Here is a 16334-nt window from a genome sequence, read left to right as displayed (position 1 = left end):
CTGTTCACGCTCGGCTGCGGGCGGTCTCCCGGGTGGCCTCGTCGAAGGGCGGGGGTGCGCCGGGGTCGGCCAGCCAGGTCGCCAGCTGGAGCAGTTCGTCGCGCTGGTCGGCCACGAAGGCGGCGTCCACCACCCCGCCGTGCCCGGGGACGACGGGCCCGCGCACCAGCGCGAGCAGCGCCGTCACCGTCTGCGCCCACTCCAGCGGGTAGGCGTCGTCCATCGCCGGTGGCGACCCGTCCTCGACCAGGTCCCCGGCGAAGAGGACGTCGTCCACGGCGACCACCAGGTCGGCGCCGGTGTGGCCTCGCCCGAGGTGGCGCAGCGTGACGGTGCGGCCGCCCACGTCGAGCCGGGCGAGGTCGTCGACCAGGTGGTCCGGCGGGTCGATGGGCGCGGTGGCGACCAGCTCGGCCGCGGGGTCGCCCTCCTCCCGGAGGGCGGTGACCACCGAGGCCCGCTGGTGCTCGCCGGTCGCCTCGAGCTCCTCGGCGCACCGGCGGTGCCCCCAGATCTCGGCCGGGCGGAAGGCGGCGTTGCCGAAGCAGTGGTCGAAGTGCGCGTGGGTGTTCACCACCGTCCACGGGTGCGGGGTCACCGCCCGGACCGCTTCGGCCAGCGCGCGGCCCTCGCCCAGGTGGCAGCGGGTGTCGATCACCAGGCAGCCGCCGTCGCCGACCACCAGCCCGCAGTTCAGGTCGAGCTCCCGGTGCCGGCGGACGAACACCCGGTCACCGATCTCCCGCCAGCCGGCGGTCACCAGCAGATCCGCATCGGCCGGCCGCGCGAGTCCGTCGTCCCGTCGCCCACCCGCTCGGCGGTGCCGGCGGCCAGCCGCTGGGCCGACCAGGCAGCGGCGCAGGCGTCGAGGGCGTCGACCAGCGGGACGCCGGCCGGTGCCTCGGCGAGCGCCTCCTCCACGTCCATCACCGCGCGCAGGGCCCGCAGCCGTTGCACCGAGCCGCGGGCGGTGCCCTTGCGGTCGGTGACCCCGCCGAGGCCGAGCCGGAACGCCAGCTCGGGGTGCACCTCGACCACCCGGTCGGTCGGTGGCTCGCCCAGGGCGTCGTCCAGGGCCCGGATGGAGGGGACGAGCATGAAGGCCTGTGCCGACGGCGCGCGCGGCGGCACGGTCACCGCGCGGGAGATCACCCGGGCCTCGGCGTAGTCGTCGGTGGCGAGCACCGCCCGCACCGGCGTGGGGAACACCGAACTGGCTGCGCCGGTCGGCCGCAGGAGCTCGGCAGCCGCGACGTCACAGGCTCGGACCCCGTCCTCGGACAGCCCGATCGGCATGTCGACGGCCACCACCTCGACGTCCGGCACCGCCAGCACGGCGGCTGCGTCGGCCAGCACCACCAGCCGCACGGACCGCCCGTCGAGCAGCGCGCCGACCCACGCGCCGCGCCAGCCGTCCACCCCGAGCACCGCCACCGGGCCAGCCTGCCAGGAGTGCTGCGAAGATCGGCACATGCGCGTCTTCCTCGGCACCGACCACGCCGGCCTCGAACTGAAGTCCCACCTGATGCAGGTGCTCGCCGACGAGGGCTTCGAGCCGGTCGACTGCGGGGCCTTCGACTACGACCCGCAGGACGACTACCCGCCGTTCTGCTTCGAGGTGGGGGAGCGGGTCGTCACCGAGCCGGGCAGCCTCGGCATCGTCATCGGGGGCTCGGGCAACGGTGAGCAGATCGCCGCGAACAAGGTGCCCGGCGTCCGGGCCGCGCTCATCTGGAACGAGAGCACCGCCCAGCTGGCCCGCCAGCACAACGACGCGAACGTCGCCGCCGTGGGCAACCGGCAGCACAGCGTGGAGGAGGCCACCGCGCTGGTGCTGACCTACCTGCGCGAGCCGTTCAGCGGCGAGGAGCGGCACTCCCGCCGGATCGGTCTGCTCACCGAGTACGAGCAGAACCGCCAGCGCCCGGCCGGCGGGCTGCCCACCCGCAACCCGTGAGCAGGCGCCGGTGACCGGGGACGACCTGCGCGCTGCGGTCACCGCGGTACAGCAGGTGTTCGCCCGGGTGCCCGACGGGGCCGCGGCGGTGCCGACGCTGGGCACCGACGTCATCGGCGTCGCCGCGCACGTCACCTCCTGCCTGACCTGGTACGCCCAGGACCTGGTCGCCGGGCCGGTGGAGGTGAGTGCCTTCGACGTGGTCCGCCGACCTGACGCCGACCTCGCCGAGACCTGCCTGCAGTTGACTGCCGCGGCCGAGGTGCTGGCCCGGGTGGTCGACGCCGCCGGCCCGGCCGAGCGCGGCGCCCACGACTGGGGGCTGGCCGACGCCTCGGGCTTCGCCGGGATGGGCTGTGCGGAGCTGCTGCTGCACACCGGCGACGTCGCCGTGGACCGTCAGCTGGACTGGACCCCGCCGTCCCGGCTGGCCGAGGCCACCCGGGCACGGCTCTTCCCGTGGGCGCCGGCCGACGCCGACCCGTGGGACGCCCTGCTCTGGGCCACCGGCCGCGGCGAGCTCCCCGGCCGGCAGCCGGTCACCTCCTGGCGCTGGCACTGCGCCCCACTGTCGGAGTGGGACGGCACCCAGCCCCGGTGACGTGAGGAAGGACCCCACTGCCCCCCACCACTCGCGAGCTCGTGGCGGGACCCTGCAGCGGGGCCGTCAGAAGTCGTCGGGGCACCAGGGGGCGACCGGCCAGCCGAAGGCCGTCGACGCCTGGGTCACCGCACCCGGGCTGATCTCGGTCACCCGGCCGGCGGCCTGCAGGGCGGCCAGGGAGACGCCGCCGAGGTAGGCCGCTGCGAGCGCGTCGACGTCCAGGACCAGGTCCGGGTCGCGGTCGGTCCGGTCACTGTAAGCACCGGCCGGATGGCCCCAGACGTGCCACCGCCCGTCGTTCCAGTCACAGAACCGATCGCGCACCTCGAACACCATGTCCAGCCGAGCCGGGTACCGGCGGGCGGAGAGCGCAGCGCCCACGTCGACCAGCCGCAGCCAGAGCGCATCGACCGGACGCTCGTGCCAGGCCCTCCCGTCCACCAGCAGGTGCGACAGGGGGTCGGCGGTGGAGCCGGACGGGTACTCGATCGTGCGCATGAGGTCGTGCCCGAGCAAGAAGTGCCACAGGGCGGCGTGGGCGGCCGGGCTGCCCGCCCGGACCTCCTCGACGGTCAGCGTGCCGTCGGGCTCGCTGGTGTCGGTCCAGGAGGCGCGCACCCGGTAGCTCGCGTAGCCGGTGACCGTGCCGTCGGCCTCGGTGTGCAGCGCCAGCTGGCGGGGCGGGCCGCCGGCGGCGGGCTCGGCGGAGTCGTGCAGCCGCCGCTCCCACCAGCGCTCGTCCCGGGCCATGTTGCCCGGCACCGACCGGCGCACCTGCTCGTGCAGCGCTGTGGCCGCCGGCCGGAACTCCTCGTCCCCGACCAGCCGCACCGTGCCGGTGCCGCAGTCGACGTCCGGCCGCAGGCGCAGTCGCTCGGTCAGCCCGGTCCAGCCGCCCCGCCGGGCGGCCGGCGCGTACCCGAACCGGCCGTAGATCGGCCACTCGGCGGCCCACAGCGCCGCCACCGGCTCGCGGCCGGCCGCGTGCACCTCCGCCAGCTGGCGCCGCATGATCGCCGTCAGCACCCCGCGCCGCCGGTGGGTGGGGGAGACCGTCACCCAGGTGACGCCCGCCGTCGGCACCACCGCGCCCGGCACGCTCATCTCCAGGCTGTAGATCCCGGAGGTGGCGGCCACCCGCTCGCCGTCGAACAGGGCGAGCGAGCGGTCCAGCTCGGCCGTCGGGGACGGGGAGTCCATGTACGGGCCGGAGTGGTCGTGGCCGAAGGTGGTGCGCATGCCGCGGACGAAGCGCGGCCACTCCTCGGCGGTGATCGGGCGGAGCTGGTCGGCGATGTCGGTCACGGGAGGTGTCTACCCGCCGGGGACGACGCTCGGCCAACCAGTTCCGGGCGTGCGCTCCGCGCACCAGGACCTCAGTGGCTGGCGGCCGGCAGCCAGCCCAGCCACCGCGGCAGCCACCAGGTCCGCTCGCCCAGCACCGCCATCGCCGCCGGCAGCAGCACCCCGCGGACCAGGGTGGCGTCGATCAGCACCGCGACCGCCAGGCCCACCCCCAGCTGCTTGAACTCCAGCATCGACAGCGTCGCGAAGATGCTGAACACCGCCACCATGACCACCGCGGCGCTGGTGACCACCCCGGCCGAGCGGGAGACCCCGGTGGTCACCGCCAGCCGGATCGGGATGCCGGCCCGGGCGGCCTCGCGGACCCGGGAGACCACGAACACGTGGTAGTCCATCGACAGCCCGAAGAGCACCACGAACAGGAACAGCGGGATCCAGGAGACGATCGCGCCGGTGGAGGTGAAGCCGAGCAGGCCCTCGGCCCAGGTGGACTGGAAGACCAGCACCAGCACGCCGTACGCGGCGCCCACCGACAGCAGGGTGAGGACGGCGGCGATCAGCGCGACCGCCAGTGACCGGAACGCCACGGTCAGGACGACGACCGTCAGCGCGAGCACGAACCCGATCACGATCGGCAGCCGCTGCGTCATCGTGTCGCTGAAGTCGGCGTCCCCGGCGGTGGCCCCGGTGACGGCCGTGGCCGTGCCGGACACGGAACCGAGCGTGGTCGGCACGAGGTCCTCGCGCAGCTGGGTGAGCCCGGCCCGGGCCTCGTCGCTGCCGGCCGCACGGTCGCCCGCCACCGACAGCCGGGCGACCGTGCCGTCGGGGCTGACCTCGAGCTCGCCGGCGGCTGTGGCGTCCGGCAGCCGGGCGACCAGCTCGTCGGTCGCGTCCTGGACGGCGGGCACGTCCAGCCGCTGCCCGTCGGTGCGCCAGACGACGACCTGGTCGGTGCTGCCCTGCTGCGGGAAGGCCGTGGCGATGGCGTCGTGGGCCCGGACCACCCCGCTGTCCCGGGAGAGCGCGTCGATGCCGGGGTTGGAGGTGGCCATGCCGATCGCCGGCGCGGCCACCGCGAGCAGCGTGGCCACCCCCACCGCCAGCGAGGCCCGCGGCCGGGACACCACCCGCCGGACGACCGCGGACCAGACCCGGCTGTCGTCCGAGCGGCCCACCAGCCGGCCCAGCAGCGGGACCCGCGGCCGCTCGATGCCCCGTCCCAGCAGCGCGAGCGTCGCCGGCAGCACGGTCAGCGAGCCGATCACGGACACGAGCACCACGAGGATCGTGCCGGTCGCGAACGAGGTGAACACCGGGCTCCCGGCCAGGTACATGCCAGCCATCGCCACCGCGACGGCGAGGCCGGAGGTGAGCACGGCCCGCCCGGAGGTGGCGGCCGCCAGCTCGACGGCGAGCGCGGTGGGTGCGCCGTGCCGCCGTTCCTCCCGGGCCCGCCGGACGTAGAAGAGCGCGTAGTCCACCCCCACGGCCATGCCGATCAGCAGCACGACGCTGGAGGTGCTCGCGTCGACCGGGGTCAGCTGGGAGACCAGGGACACCAGCCCGAGGGCGCCACCGACGGCGGTGAGCCCGAGCAGGAGGGGCACCCCGGCGGCGAACAGGGCACCGAAGGCCACCAGCAGCACCACCAGCGTCACCGGCAGGCTCAGCAGCTCCGCCCGCAGGAAGTCCTCCTCCAGCTGCTCGCCGACGACGGCGTCCAGCGAGCTGCCGCCGGACTCGACGACCCGCAGCTCCGGGTGCTCGGCCTGCACGTCGGCGACGGCGTCCAGCACCGGGTGCACCGCGTCGGCGGCGGCGGCCGAGCCGGTGCGGTCCCCGACGTCGAGGGTGACCGGCACCAGCAGCGCCGTCCCGTCGGCCGAGGCGACCGGGGCGCCGACGGCGGCCACCTCGTCCAGCTCCCGGACGGCGGCGGTGACGTCCGCGGCGGCCGCGGTGCCCTCGGTACCGATCGCCGAGCCGTCGCGGGTCTGCACGAGCACCTGCTCGGTCGGCGGGTCGGGGAACCCGGCGCCGTCCAGGACGACGTCGGCGCGGCCGGACTCACCGCTGCCGCTCTGCGCAGCGGTGAGCGTCTGGGTGCCGGTGATGCCGCCGAGCGCGACGGCCAGTGCGACCGCGAGCACCCAGAGCCCGACGACGGTCCAGCGGTGGGTGGCGCTCCACCGGGCCACCCGGACGGCGACCCCGTCCCGCGTGGGTGGAGGAGGTGCGGTGTCGGGCAGGGCGGTCATCACGGGCACGCTCACGGCAGGGCCTTCCGGCTGGGGCGCCGCGGGTGCGGCGTCGCTGCACCGAGCCTCGCGGGCCGAGATGATCACGTCGTTGCCGCTGACCCCCCGAACGAGGTCGGGCTGGCACCATCTCGGGGTGCCGGTCAGCCCGACGAGGGGTGCGTCCTGTCGGTGGCCGGTGGCACCCTGCCGCCATGCCAGCCACCGCCGACGACGTGCGGGCGATCGCCCTGGCCCTGCCCGAGGCCACCGAGCGACCAGCCTGGGACATGGCGTGCCTGCGGGTGCGCGACAAGGTGTTCGCGTCGATGCCCCCGGCGGAGGAGTGGGTGGCGATCCGGCTGGCGCCCGGGGAGAACGCCGAGCTGGCCGCGGAACGCCCGGCGGTGTTCTCGGTGCCGCACCACTACCGCAACAGCAGCATGGTCGTCGTCCAGCTCGGGGCCGTCGACCGGGCTGAGCTGGCCGAGCTGCTCACCGAGGCCTGGCGGCTGCGGGCGCCGGCCCGGCTGCGGGCGGCCTTCGATGCCGCAGCCGGCGGCTGAACCCGGGCCGGCGCCCGGTGGTCAGCTGCGCAGGTAGGCCAGGGTGGCCATCACCCGGCGGTGCTGGTCCTCGTCCTGGGCCAGGCCCAGCTTGGCGAAGATGTGCTGGGTGTGCTTCTCCACCGCGCCCAGGGTGACGACGAGCTCCCGGGCGATCGCGGCGTTGGAGTGCCCCTCGGCGATCAGCCCCAGCACCTCCCGCTCCCGCGGGGACAGGGCGCGCACCGGGTCGTCGCGCCGGCGCCGGGCGAACAGCTGCGCGACCACCTGCGGGTCGAGCACGGTGCCGCCGGCCACGACGTCGTCCAGGGCGGTCAGGAACTGGTCGACCTGCGCGACCCGGTCCTTGAGCAGGTACCCGACGCCCCCGGCGCCGTCGGCGAGCAGCTCGTCGGCGTAGGCGACCTCCACGTACTGGGACAGCACGAGCACCGCGGTGCTCGGGACGGCCCGGCGCGCCTCGACCGCGGCCCGCAGGCCCTCGTCGGTGTGCGTCGGGGGCATCCGGACGTCGACGACGGCGACGTCCGGCCGGTGTTCGACCACCGCACGGACCAGCGACGGCCCGTCGGCGACGGCGGCCACCACCTCGGTCCCCGCCTCGCCGAGCAGCCGCACCAGGCCCTCCCGCAGCAGCACCGAGTCCTCGGCCAGCACGACCCGCGTCCGGGGCCCTCCCTCGGTCACCGGCACGGCAGCTCGCCGATCAGCCGGGTCGGCCCGCCGCGCGGGCTGTCCACGGTCAGCACCCCGTCGACCGCGCGCAGCCGGTCGGTGAGCCCGGCCAGTCCGTGACCGGGGGCCAGCACCGCGCCGCCGCGGCCGTCGTCCTCGACCACGACCCGCAGCCGGTCGTGCTCGCAGACCACCGTCACCCGGCTCACGGTCGCCTCGCTGTGCTTGGCGACGTTCGCCAGCGCCTCGCTGACCAGGAAGTACGCGGAGTTCTCCACGGCGGGCGTCAGCCGTTGCCCAGGCGGCAGGGCGCAGGCGAGCTCCACGGGGACGGGGGAGCGGGCCGCGAGTGCAGCGAGCGCTGCGGCCAGGCCGCGGTCGGCCAGCACCGGGGGCGCGATGCCGCGGGACAGCGCCCGCAGTTCCTCCAGCGTCTCGCGGGTCTGCACCGCCGCCTCGTCCAGCGTCGCGCGGGCGCCGTCGGGGTCGCTGTCGACCATCCGGCGGGCCCGGTGCAGGTCCATGCTCAGCCGGACCAGCCGCTGCTGGGGGCCGTCGTGGATGTCCCGCTCCAGCCGGCGCAGGGCCACCGCCTCGGCCGCGACCGCGGCGTCCCGGCCCTCCGACAGCCGGCCGATCTCGGCCTGGGTGGCGGCCCGGGAGGTCAGCAGCACCCGGCCGAGCTGCGCCTCGGCGAGGGCGCACCCCCGGACCACCGCGGGCAGCGTCAGCGCGAACAGGATCCCGATCGCGGTGTAGAGCAGCACCCGGTTGGTGGAGCTGTCGGCCAGCCCGATGAGCTCGGGGAACGTGTAGTTCGCCGCCTGCCCCGACTCGTCGTAGGGGATCGACCAGTCCCACGTCATGGAGGTCAGACCGGCCAGTGCCATCGCCCACCAGACGACCGTCACGACGAAGACGGGGATCGACACGGTCATGTGCAGCACGGCGTGCAGGACGTCGAGCCAGGACTGGGGGTCGCGCAGCGGGGTGACCAGCCGGCGCAGCAGCGGGGCATCCGGCTGTGTGCGCCGGTAGATGGGCCGGGGCAGTTCCCTTCGCAGGACGTCGGGCAGTTGCCTCCGCTCCAACGTCGCGAACCCGCGGGCGACCAGCAGGGCCAGCACCAGGACCAGCAGTCCGACCCAGATGCCCAGGGTGACCACCCCGACGGTCAGCAGGGTCACCACCAGGACGAACGCGAGGATCGACAACCAGAAGTTGACCAGCACGTACCCGGTGTCCATGCCGAGCTGGCGCCACCAGCTGCGCCGGGGCTCGTGCGCCACGGGCTGGCCGGCCTGGGCGGGCCGTTCGGCGGTCATCGTCATGCGGACCAGCCTGGCCTGCGGCGACGCGCCGCCCCAGCCCGCTGGCTGGCCGGTGCGGACTCGGGTTGACCCGACCAGTGCGCGCTCATCTCGGGGGCAGATGCTCCCGGCCCGCACCCGGCGTGTCCAGGACGCCGGGCCGTCGAGCGGGTTTCGCCTCACCGCCGGACGCATCTACTGTCGGGGAGCCCCCGATCACGTTCGTGTCCGTCCGCCCCGGAGCCCCGGCTCCCTGGTGGCTGGCAGCACAGGAAAGCAGCCCATGCGCCGCACCGCAGTCCTGCCCCGTCCCGCCCGCGGCCCCGCCGCCCCGGCGCTCGCCCTGGTCACCGCGCTGGTGCTCGCCGGGTGCACCGGCTCCGACGACGACGGCGCTGCCGGCGGGTCCGGCGACTCCGACGAGCCGGTCGTGGCCGAGGTCGTCGCCACGGCTCCGGACGCGGCGCGCACGCTCGTCCCCGACTCCGACCCGGTGGCCGCCGCGGTCTCGACCAGCCGGGCGCTGTACGGCAGCTCGGACGTGGCGGTCGTCGCCGGCAGCGGCGATGCCGACGCCGAGCTGCTGGGCGCGGTGGCGGCGGTCGGTCTGGGCGTGCCCCTGCTGCTGGGCTCCGACGACCCGGCCGACGTCCTCGGGGAAGAGCTGGACCGCCTCGGTGTGCAGACCGTCCTCACCGTCGGCGGCGACGCCGACGACCTGCTCCCCGGTGGCGCGGACGACGTGGACGTCGTGACCGTCCCGGCAGAGGCCGAGGCGCTGGAGCAGGCGACCGGTCTGGACCTGGCCGAGGCGACCACCGTGCCCGACGCGGAGCGGGCCGCTGCGGTGGCCGGGCTCTCGCCTGACGCGCTCCCGGCCCTCACGGCCGAGGTCCCGCCGGCACCGGCCAGTCCGTCCGAGTCCGAGGCGTCGGAGCCGTCCGAGACGGAGGCGTCGGAGCCGTCCGAGACGGAGGCGACCGAGTCAGCGGCGTCGGAGTCCGAGCCCGTGGAGGCGACGGGGGAGCTGCCCGAGGTGCAGCGCGCCGAGCCGCTGGAGGACGTCGTCGTCCTGGCGAGCGGGGGCGCCCAGTCGCTGGCCGGGATCGCGACGGCCCGGGCCGCCGGTGCCGAGGTGCTGCTCACCGGTGGGGTGACCGACCCGCGTGGCTCGGCGGCGGTCGTCGAGCGCCTCGCGACCGAGCCCACGGTCGTCGTCCTCGGTGCCGACCTGGCCGGTGCGCCGGGGATCGACTGGAAGCTGGACACCGCGGCGACCGGCACCCAGCTGCCCGGCGGCGGGCAGCTGCTCTTCCCCGGCCGGCTGATGGTGGCCCTGTACGGCACCCCCGGCACCGGTGCGCTCGGGCTGCTGGGGGAGCAGGACCTCCCGGGGGCCATCCAGCGCGCCCAGGAGTACGCCGCCCAGTACGACCCCCTCGTCGAGACGCCCGTCGTCCCGGCGTTCGAGATCATCGCGACGGTGGCCTCGGCCGAGGCCGGTCCGGACGGGAACTACTCGACCGAGATCGACCCGGAGACCTTCCGTCCCTGGATCGAGGCCGCTGCGGAGGCCGGCGTCTACGTCGTCCTGGACCTGCAGCCGGGGCGGACGGACTTCCTGACCCAGGCCAAGCAGTACCAGTCCCTGCTGGAGTACCCGCACGTGGGGCTGGCGCTGGACCCGGAGTGGCGGCTGGAGCCGGGGGAGGTCCACCTGCGCCAGATCGGCCAGGTCGGGGTGGACGAGGTCAACCAGGTGGTCACCTGGCTCGCCGACCTCACCCGGGAGAACGACCTGCCGCAGAAGCTCCTCATCCTGCACCAGTTCCAGGTGCGGATGATCATCGACCGGGAGCGGCTGGACACCTCCCGTGACGAGCTGGCGATCATGGTCCACGTCGACGGGCAGGGCAGCCAGCCGGCCAAGCAGGACACCTGGGCGGTGCTGCACCGGGACGCCCCGGCGCCGCTGTACTGGGGGTGGAAGAACTTCATCGACGAGGACGTCCCGATGATCTCGCCCGAGGAGACCATCCGGACGGTGCAGCCCACTCCGGAGCTCATCACCTACCAGTAACGGGACGAGCAAGTCCCCTTTCCGCGGAGGCGTGTTCGGTAGGGTTCCTCGGCGCCCACTCGGCGTCCGAACCCGCGGACGCCGTCGAAGGAGCAGGCTCTCTCGCACCGACGGGGCAGGCGCCGGTCGTCCAGATGCACATGTCGGATCACCCCCGTTCCACGGGGGCAGCGATCGCGTTCCGCGCCCCGTCCAGCGGCAGAGCTCCTGCGGCGGACGAGAGGAACCCATGCCCGACCTGTTCATCGATGGAACGTGGCAAGACGCCGCTGAGGGTGGGACCCGGGAGATCCGGTGCCCGGCGGACGGGACCCTGGTCGCCACCGTCTCGGAGGGGACTGCCGAGGACGCGGTGCGCGCGGTGCGGGCGGCTCGTCGGGCGTTCGACAGCGGCCCGTGGCGCGACACCACAGGCACCGAGCGCGGGCGGGTCCTCCACCGGGTCGCCGACCTGCTCGAGGAGCGGAAGGACGAGGTCGCCCGGCTGGAGTCGCTGGACACCGGCAAGCGGCTGGTCGAGTCCGAGCTCGACGTGGACGACATCGCCGCGGTCTTCCGGCACTACGCGGGGCTGGCCGGCGCGGACGCCGGGCGGGTCGTCGACCCGGGCATGCCGGACGTCTCCAGCCGGATCGTCCACGAGCCCATCGGGGTCTGCTCGCTCATCACGCCGTGGAACTACCCGCTGCTGCAGACCTCGTGGAAGGTGGCCCCGGCGCTGGCCGCGGGGAACACCTTCGTGCTCAAGCCGAGCGAGCTGACCCCCTCGACCTCGATCTGGCTGATGCGGGCGCTCACCGAGGCAGGCGTGCCGGACGGCGTCGCCAACCTGGTGCTCGGCACCGGCGCGAACGTGGGTGCGCCGCTCACCGAGGCGCCCGAGGTCGACCTGGTCTCCTTCACCGGTGGCCTGGTGACCGGCCGGAAGATCATGGCCGCCGCCTCGGCGACGGTGAAGAAGGTCGCCCTGGAGCTGGGGGGCAAGAACCCGAACATCGTCTTCGCCGACGCCGATCTCGACGTGGCGCTCGACTTCGCGCTCACCGCCGTCTTCCTCGACTCCGGGCAGGTCTGCTCGGGAGGCGCCCGGCTGGTCGTCGAGGAGACAATCCACGACGACTTCGTCGACGAGCTGGTCCGGCGCGCGGAGAAGATCCGGCTGGGCGGGCCCTTCGACCAGGAGGCGGAGACCGGGCCGCTGATCAGCGCGGCCCACCGGGAGAAGATCGAGGACTACGTCGCCGCCGGGCTCGCCGAGGGCGCGGTGCTCCGCGTCGGCGGCGGACGGCCGGAGGACCCGGAGCTCGCCGACGGGTTCTTCTTCCTCCCGACCATCCTCGACGGGTGCCGCACCGACATGCGTGTGGTGCAGGAGGAGTCGTTCGGCCCGGTGCTCACCGTGGAGACGTTCAGCGGCTCGAGCCCCGACGAGCTCGAGGACGCGGCCGTGGGGATCGCCAACGACACGATCTACGGCCTCGCCGGCGCCGTCTGGACCCAGAACGCCGGCCGCGCCGAGCGCGTGGCCCGGCGGCTGCGACACGGCACGGTCTGGATCAACGACTACCACCCCTACGTGCCGCAGGCCGAGTGGGGCGGGTTCAAGCAGTCGGGGACCGGTCGGGAGCTCGGCCTCGCCGGCCTGGACGAGTACCGGGAGACCAAGCACATCTGGCACAACACCAGGCCGGCCGCGCAGTACTGGTTCGGCGAGCCCGCAGGGAGGGACGCATGAGCAAGTCCTACGACTACGTCATCGTCGGAGGCGGGTCCGCCGGATCCGCCCTGGCCAACCGCCTGAGTGCGGACCCGGCGACGACGGTCCTCGTCCTCGAGGCCGGGCGCAGTGACTTCAAGGTCGACCCGTTCATCCACATGCCGGCGGCGCTCCCGTACCCGATCGGCAACCGGCTCTACGACTGGAAGTACGAGTCCGAGCCGGAGCCGCACATGAACGGCCGCCGGGTGTTCCACTCCCGCGGCAAGGTCCTCGGGGGCTCCAGCAGCATCAACGGGATGATCTTCCAGCGCGGCAACCCGCTGGACTACGAGCGCTGGGCCCGGGAGCCGGGCATGGAGCAGTGGGGCTACGCCGAGTGCCTGCCCTACTTCAAGCGCATGGAGACGTGCCTGGCCGGCGCGGACCAGTGGCGCGGTGGTTCCGGCCCGCTGGTCATGGAGCGCGGGCCGGCGACGAGCCCGCTGTTCGGTGCCTTCTTCGAGGCCACCCAGCAGGCCGGGCACCCGTTGACCGACGACGTCAACGGCTACCGGCAGGAGGGGTTCGCGCCGTTCGACCGCAACGTCCACCGAGGCCGTCGGCTCAGCGCCTCGCGCGCCTACCTGCACCCGGTGATGAGCCGGCCCAACCTCACCGTGCACACGCTGTCCCACGTGACCGCGGTGCGGATGAACGGTGGCCGGGCCGTCGGCGTCGACTACCTGCGCGGCGGGAGGTTCACGCGCAGCGTCGACGCCGGTGAGGTGGTCCTGTGCGGAGGGGCGTTCAACTCCCCGCAGCTCCTCCAGCTGGCGGGGATCGGGAACGCCGCGGAGCTGGAGCAGCTCGGCATCGAGTGCATCGCGGACCTGCCGGGCGTGGGGGAGAACCTCCAGGACCACCTCGAGGTCTACATCCAGTACGCCAGCAAGCAGCCGGTCTCGATCGCGCCCTGGCTCAAGCACCGGCACAAGCCGCGCATCGGTGCGGAGTGGTTGTTCCTGCGCCGGGGCGTCGGTGCCTCGAACCACTTCGAGGCCGGTGGGTTCATCCGCAGCAACGACCAGGTCGACTACCCGAACCTGATGTTCCACTTCCTGCCGATCGCCATCCGGTACGACGGGACCCGGCCGGCCAGCGAGCACGGGTACCAGGTGCACATCGGGCCCATGTACTCCGACGTCCGCGGCACCGTCAAGATCAAGTCCAGGGATCCCTTCGAGCACCCCGCGCTGCGGTTCAACTACCTGTCGACGGAGAACGACCGCCGCGAGTGGATCGAGATGGTGCGTGCGGCGCGCGACATCCTGGAGCAGCCGGCGTTCGCGCCCTTCAACGCCGGGGAGATCTCGCCCGGCCCGTCGGTCGAGACGGACGAGGAGATCCTCGACTGGGTCGCCCGCGACGCCGAGACGGCGCTGCACCCGTCCTGCACCGCCAAGATGGGCACTGACGACATGAGCGTGGTGGACCCCTCGAGCATGCGGGTGCACGGTGTCGAGGGGCTGCGCGTCGTGGATGCCTCGGTGATGCCCTTCGTACCGAACGGCAACATCTACGCCCCGGTCATGATGCTGGCGGAGAAGGCCGCGGACCTGATCATGGGCAACGAGCCGGCGCCGCCGCTGCACGCGCCGTACTACCGACACCGTGAGGGGATGCCCCTCTACCCGCCGGGCGACCCCCGGAACACGGTCCTCGCCGGGCAGCCGTCATGAGCGAGCAGACCGTCGCGGCCGAGGGGTCGACGACCGCTGGGCCGTCGGCACGGATCAAGAAGCCGGTGTTCTACGGCTCGGCGGCCGGGGTCCTGATCGTGGCCGGGTGGGCCATCGCCGCCCCGACGGCGGCGGCGGACGCGATCGGCACCCTCGTCGGCTGGACCTCGGAGTGGTTCGGCTGGTTCTACATCTTGCTGGCGACCGCCGTCCTGGTCTTCGTGATCTTCCTCGGGGTGTCCCGGTACGGGCGGACGAAGCTCGGCCCGGAGCACTCGACGCCGCAGTACAGCACCTTCGCCTGGGCCTCGATGCTCTTCGCCGCGGGCATCGGCACCGACCTGATGTTCTTCGCGGTGGCCGAGCCGGTGACGCAGTACCTGGCGCCGCCGGTCGGGGAACCGGAGACGGTCGAGGCAGCGCGTGAGGCGACGGTCTGGACGCTCTTCCACTACGGGATCACCGGGTGGGGGATGTACGCGCTGATGGGGATGGCGCTGGCCTACTTCTCCTACCGGATGAACCTGCCGCTGGCGATTCGGTCGGCGCTGTACCCGATCTTCGGCAAGCGGATCAACGGCGCCCTGGGCCACACCGTCGACATGGCCGCCGTGCTCGGCACGATCTTCGGTGTCGCCACCTCGCTCGGCATCGGCGTCGTCCAGCTCAACTACGGGCTCGACGTGCTGGTCGGGATCCCCGAGGGCCGCGCGGCCCAGGTCGGGCTGATCGCGCTGGCCGTCGGCATCGCCACCATCTCGGCGGTCAGCGGGATCGACAAGGGGATCAAGCTCCTCTCCCAGCTCAACGTCCTGCTCGCCATCGGTCTGGCGGCCTTCGTGCTGATCGCTGGCAACACCGTGTTCCTGCTCAACGCCCTGGTGCTGAACATCGGCGACTTCGTCAGCACGTTCGGCGACCTCACCCTGCAGACCTTCGCCTTCGACCGGCCGGTCGACTGGCTGAACGGCTGGACGCTGTTCTTCTGGGCCTGGTGGATCGCCTGGGCGTCGTTCGTCGGGTTGTTCCTCGCCCGCATCTCCCGCGGCCGCACCATCCGGCAGTTCGTGGCCGGCACGATGATCATCCCGTTCACCTACATCCTGATGTGGGTGTCGATCTTCGGGAACAGTGCGCTGGACCGGGTGCGCGGCGGCGACGAGGCCTTCGGTGAGCTGGCGATGAACACCCCCGAGCGCGGGTTCTACACCCTGCTCATGGACTACCCGGTGTTCCCGCTGACCGCGGCGGTCGCCACCTTCGTGGGCCTGCTCTTCTACGTGACCTCGGCCGACTCCGGTGCGCTGGTCATGGCCAACCTGTCCTCGGAGCTGAGGACGCCGCAGGACGACGCCGGCACGAGCGTGCGGATCTTCTGGGCCGTGGCCACCGGCCTGCTCACCGCCGGGATGCTCATCGTCGGTGGGGTGCCCGCCCTGCAGAACGCCACGATCATCATGGGGTTGCCATTCGCCTTCGTGATGGTGCTGGTCATGGTGTCGCTGTACAAGGCGCTGCGGGTGGAGGCCAACCGCACCGCCAGCCATGCCCAGAGCCTGCCGGGGCGGCTGTCGGGACGGACCCCGGTCGCCGGGGACCGGCGCGGTGGACGGACCTGGCGCACCCGGCTGAGCCGAGCCATGTCCTTCCCCGACAAGGCCCGGATCGACCAGTTCCTCGACGAGGTGGCGGAGCCGGCGCTGGAGGAGGTGGCGACGGAGCTGCGCGCCGAGGGGGTCGAGACCGAGGTGCGCCGGGGAACCGACGAGCTCGGGCAGACCTACGTCCAGCTGGTCGCCGATCTGCGGGGCGACTACCCGTTCGCCTACCGGGTCCAGCCGGCAGAGGTGCCCATGCCGGTCTACGGACCGGCCTCACCTCGCGGGGACGACACCTACTTCCGCCTCGAGGTCCACATGCGGGAGGGTGGTCAGGGCTACGACATCATGGGGTACACCCACACCCAGATCATCGACGACGTGCTCGACCAGTACGAGCGGCACCTGGAGTTCCTGCGCCTCCAGTCGTCCGGCACGACGTCCTGACGCGGTGCGGTCGCCGCACGACCCCGTGCGGCGACCGCACCCGTGCGTCTTACTTCTGTCGGTCCCCTCGGGCAGGATCCTCCCCGGAACAGCCCAGCCCGGGAGGAGCCCGTG

The 16334-nt window shown here is 73.6% G+C and carries 13 protein-coding genes; 7 read left to right on the top strand and 6 right to left on the bottom strand.

Annotated features, from left to right (window positions below; all coding sequences use genetic code 11):
• Nucleotides 1-4: 4 nt before the first annotated feature.
• Nucleotides 5-760, bottom strand: a complete 756-nt coding sequence (locus tag O2W20_RS15075) for an MBL fold metallo-hydrolase (protein WP_269171365.1) — start codon at nt 758-760, stop codon at nt 5-7.
• Nucleotides 757-1434, bottom strand: coding sequence for a DUF429 domain-containing protein (locus O2W20_RS15070; RefSeq protein ID WP_269171366.1), 678 nt, complete (start codon nt 1432-1434; stop codon nt 757-759). Before O2W20_RS15070 ends, O2W20_RS15075 begins: the two co-directional genes overlap by 4 nt.
• A gap of 37 nt (nt 1435-1471) precedes the next feature.
• Between O2W20_RS15070 and O2W20_RS15065 the strand changes: the two genes are divergently transcribed.
• On the top strand, nt 1472-1957 hold the full coding sequence (locus O2W20_RS15065; protein ID WP_269161910.1) for a ribose-5-phosphate isomerase: 486 nt from the start codon (nt 1472-1474) through the stop codon (nt 1955-1957).
• 10 nt (nt 1958-1967) lie between these two features.
• Nucleotides 1968-2558, top strand: coding sequence for a hypothetical protein (locus O2W20_RS15060; RefSeq protein WP_269171367.1), 591 nt, complete (start codon nt 1968-1970; stop codon nt 2556-2558).
• A 66-nt stretch (nt 2559-2624) separates the two neighbouring features.
• Here O2W20_RS15060 and O2W20_RS15055 read toward each other — a convergent pair whose 3' ends face one another.
• Together O2W20_RS15055 and O2W20_RS15050 are read right to left on the bottom strand one after the other, a co-directional pair.
• A complete protein-coding gene (locus O2W20_RS15055) occupies nt 2625-3866 on the bottom strand; it encodes a GNAT family N-acetyltransferase (RefSeq protein ID WP_269171368.1) in 1242 nt (413 codons plus the stop codon).
• Between the two features lie 71 nt (nt 3867-3937).
• Nucleotides 3938-6127 (bottom strand): MMPL family transporter, encoded by a 2190-nt coding sequence (locus O2W20_RS15050; RefSeq protein ID WP_269171369.1) that lies wholly within the window; start codon nt 6125-6127, stop codon nt 3938-3940.
• A 194-nt stretch (nt 6128-6321) separates the two neighbouring features.
• On the opposite strand from O2W20_RS15050, the gene O2W20_RS15045 reads away from it, so the two are divergent.
• Entirely contained in the window at nt 6322-6672 is a 351-nt protein-coding gene (locus O2W20_RS15045) for an MmcQ/YjbR family DNA-binding protein (protein ID WP_269171370.1), read from the top strand.
• A 21-nt stretch (nt 6673-6693) separates the two neighbouring features.
• On the opposite strand, the gene O2W20_RS15040 is transcribed toward O2W20_RS15045, so the two are convergent.
• Together O2W20_RS15040 and O2W20_RS15035 are read right to left on the bottom strand one after the other, a co-directional pair.
• The gene (locus O2W20_RS15040) at nt 6694-7359 is read right to left on the bottom strand and encodes a response regulator (protein WP_269171371.1); all 666 of its coding nucleotides are present in this window, start codon (nt 7357-7359) and stop codon (nt 6694-6696) included.
• Nucleotides 7356-8678: a sensor histidine kinase gene (locus O2W20_RS15035; protein ID WP_269171372.1), complete on the bottom strand. Its 1323-nt coding sequence runs from the start codon at nt 8676-8678 to the stop codon at nt 7356-7358. Before O2W20_RS15035 ends, O2W20_RS15040 begins: the two co-directional genes overlap by 4 nt.
• Before the next feature lie 262 nt (nt 8679-8940).
• Between O2W20_RS15035 and O2W20_RS15030 the strand changes: the two genes are divergently transcribed.
• From O2W20_RS15030 to betT, 4 genes are all read left to right on the top strand, one after another.
• A complete protein-coding gene (locus O2W20_RS15030) occupies nt 8941-10737 on the top strand; it encodes a cell wall-binding repeat-containing protein (RefSeq protein WP_269171373.1) in 1797 nt (598 codons plus the stop codon).
• A gap of 229 nt (nt 10738-10966) precedes the next feature.
• A complete protein-coding gene (locus O2W20_RS15025; RefSeq protein WP_269171374.1) occupies nt 10967-12472 on the top strand; it encodes an aldehyde dehydrogenase family protein in 1506 nt (501 codons plus the stop codon).
• The gene (betA, locus tag O2W20_RS15020; RefSeq protein WP_269171375.1) at nt 12469-14175 is read left to right on the top strand and encodes a choline dehydrogenase; all 1707 of its coding nucleotides are present in this window, start codon (nt 12469-12471) and stop codon (nt 14173-14175) included. Before O2W20_RS15025 ends, betA begins: the two co-directional genes overlap by 4 nt.
• Nucleotides 14172-16220, top strand: a complete 2049-nt coding sequence (gene betT / locus O2W20_RS15015) for a choline BCCT transporter BetT (RefSeq protein ID WP_269171376.1) — start codon at nt 14172-14174, stop codon at nt 16218-16220. Before betA ends, betT begins: the two co-directional genes overlap by 4 nt.
• Nucleotides 16221-16334 lie beyond the last annotated feature (114 nt).

The organism is Modestobacter sp. VKM Ac-2982 (assembly GCF_026967935.1).
Classification (GTDB): domain Bacteria; phylum Actinomycetota; class Actinomycetes; order Mycobacteriales; family Geodermatophilaceae; genus Modestobacter.
This window is presented reverse-complemented; position numbering and strand designations above follow the sequence as displayed.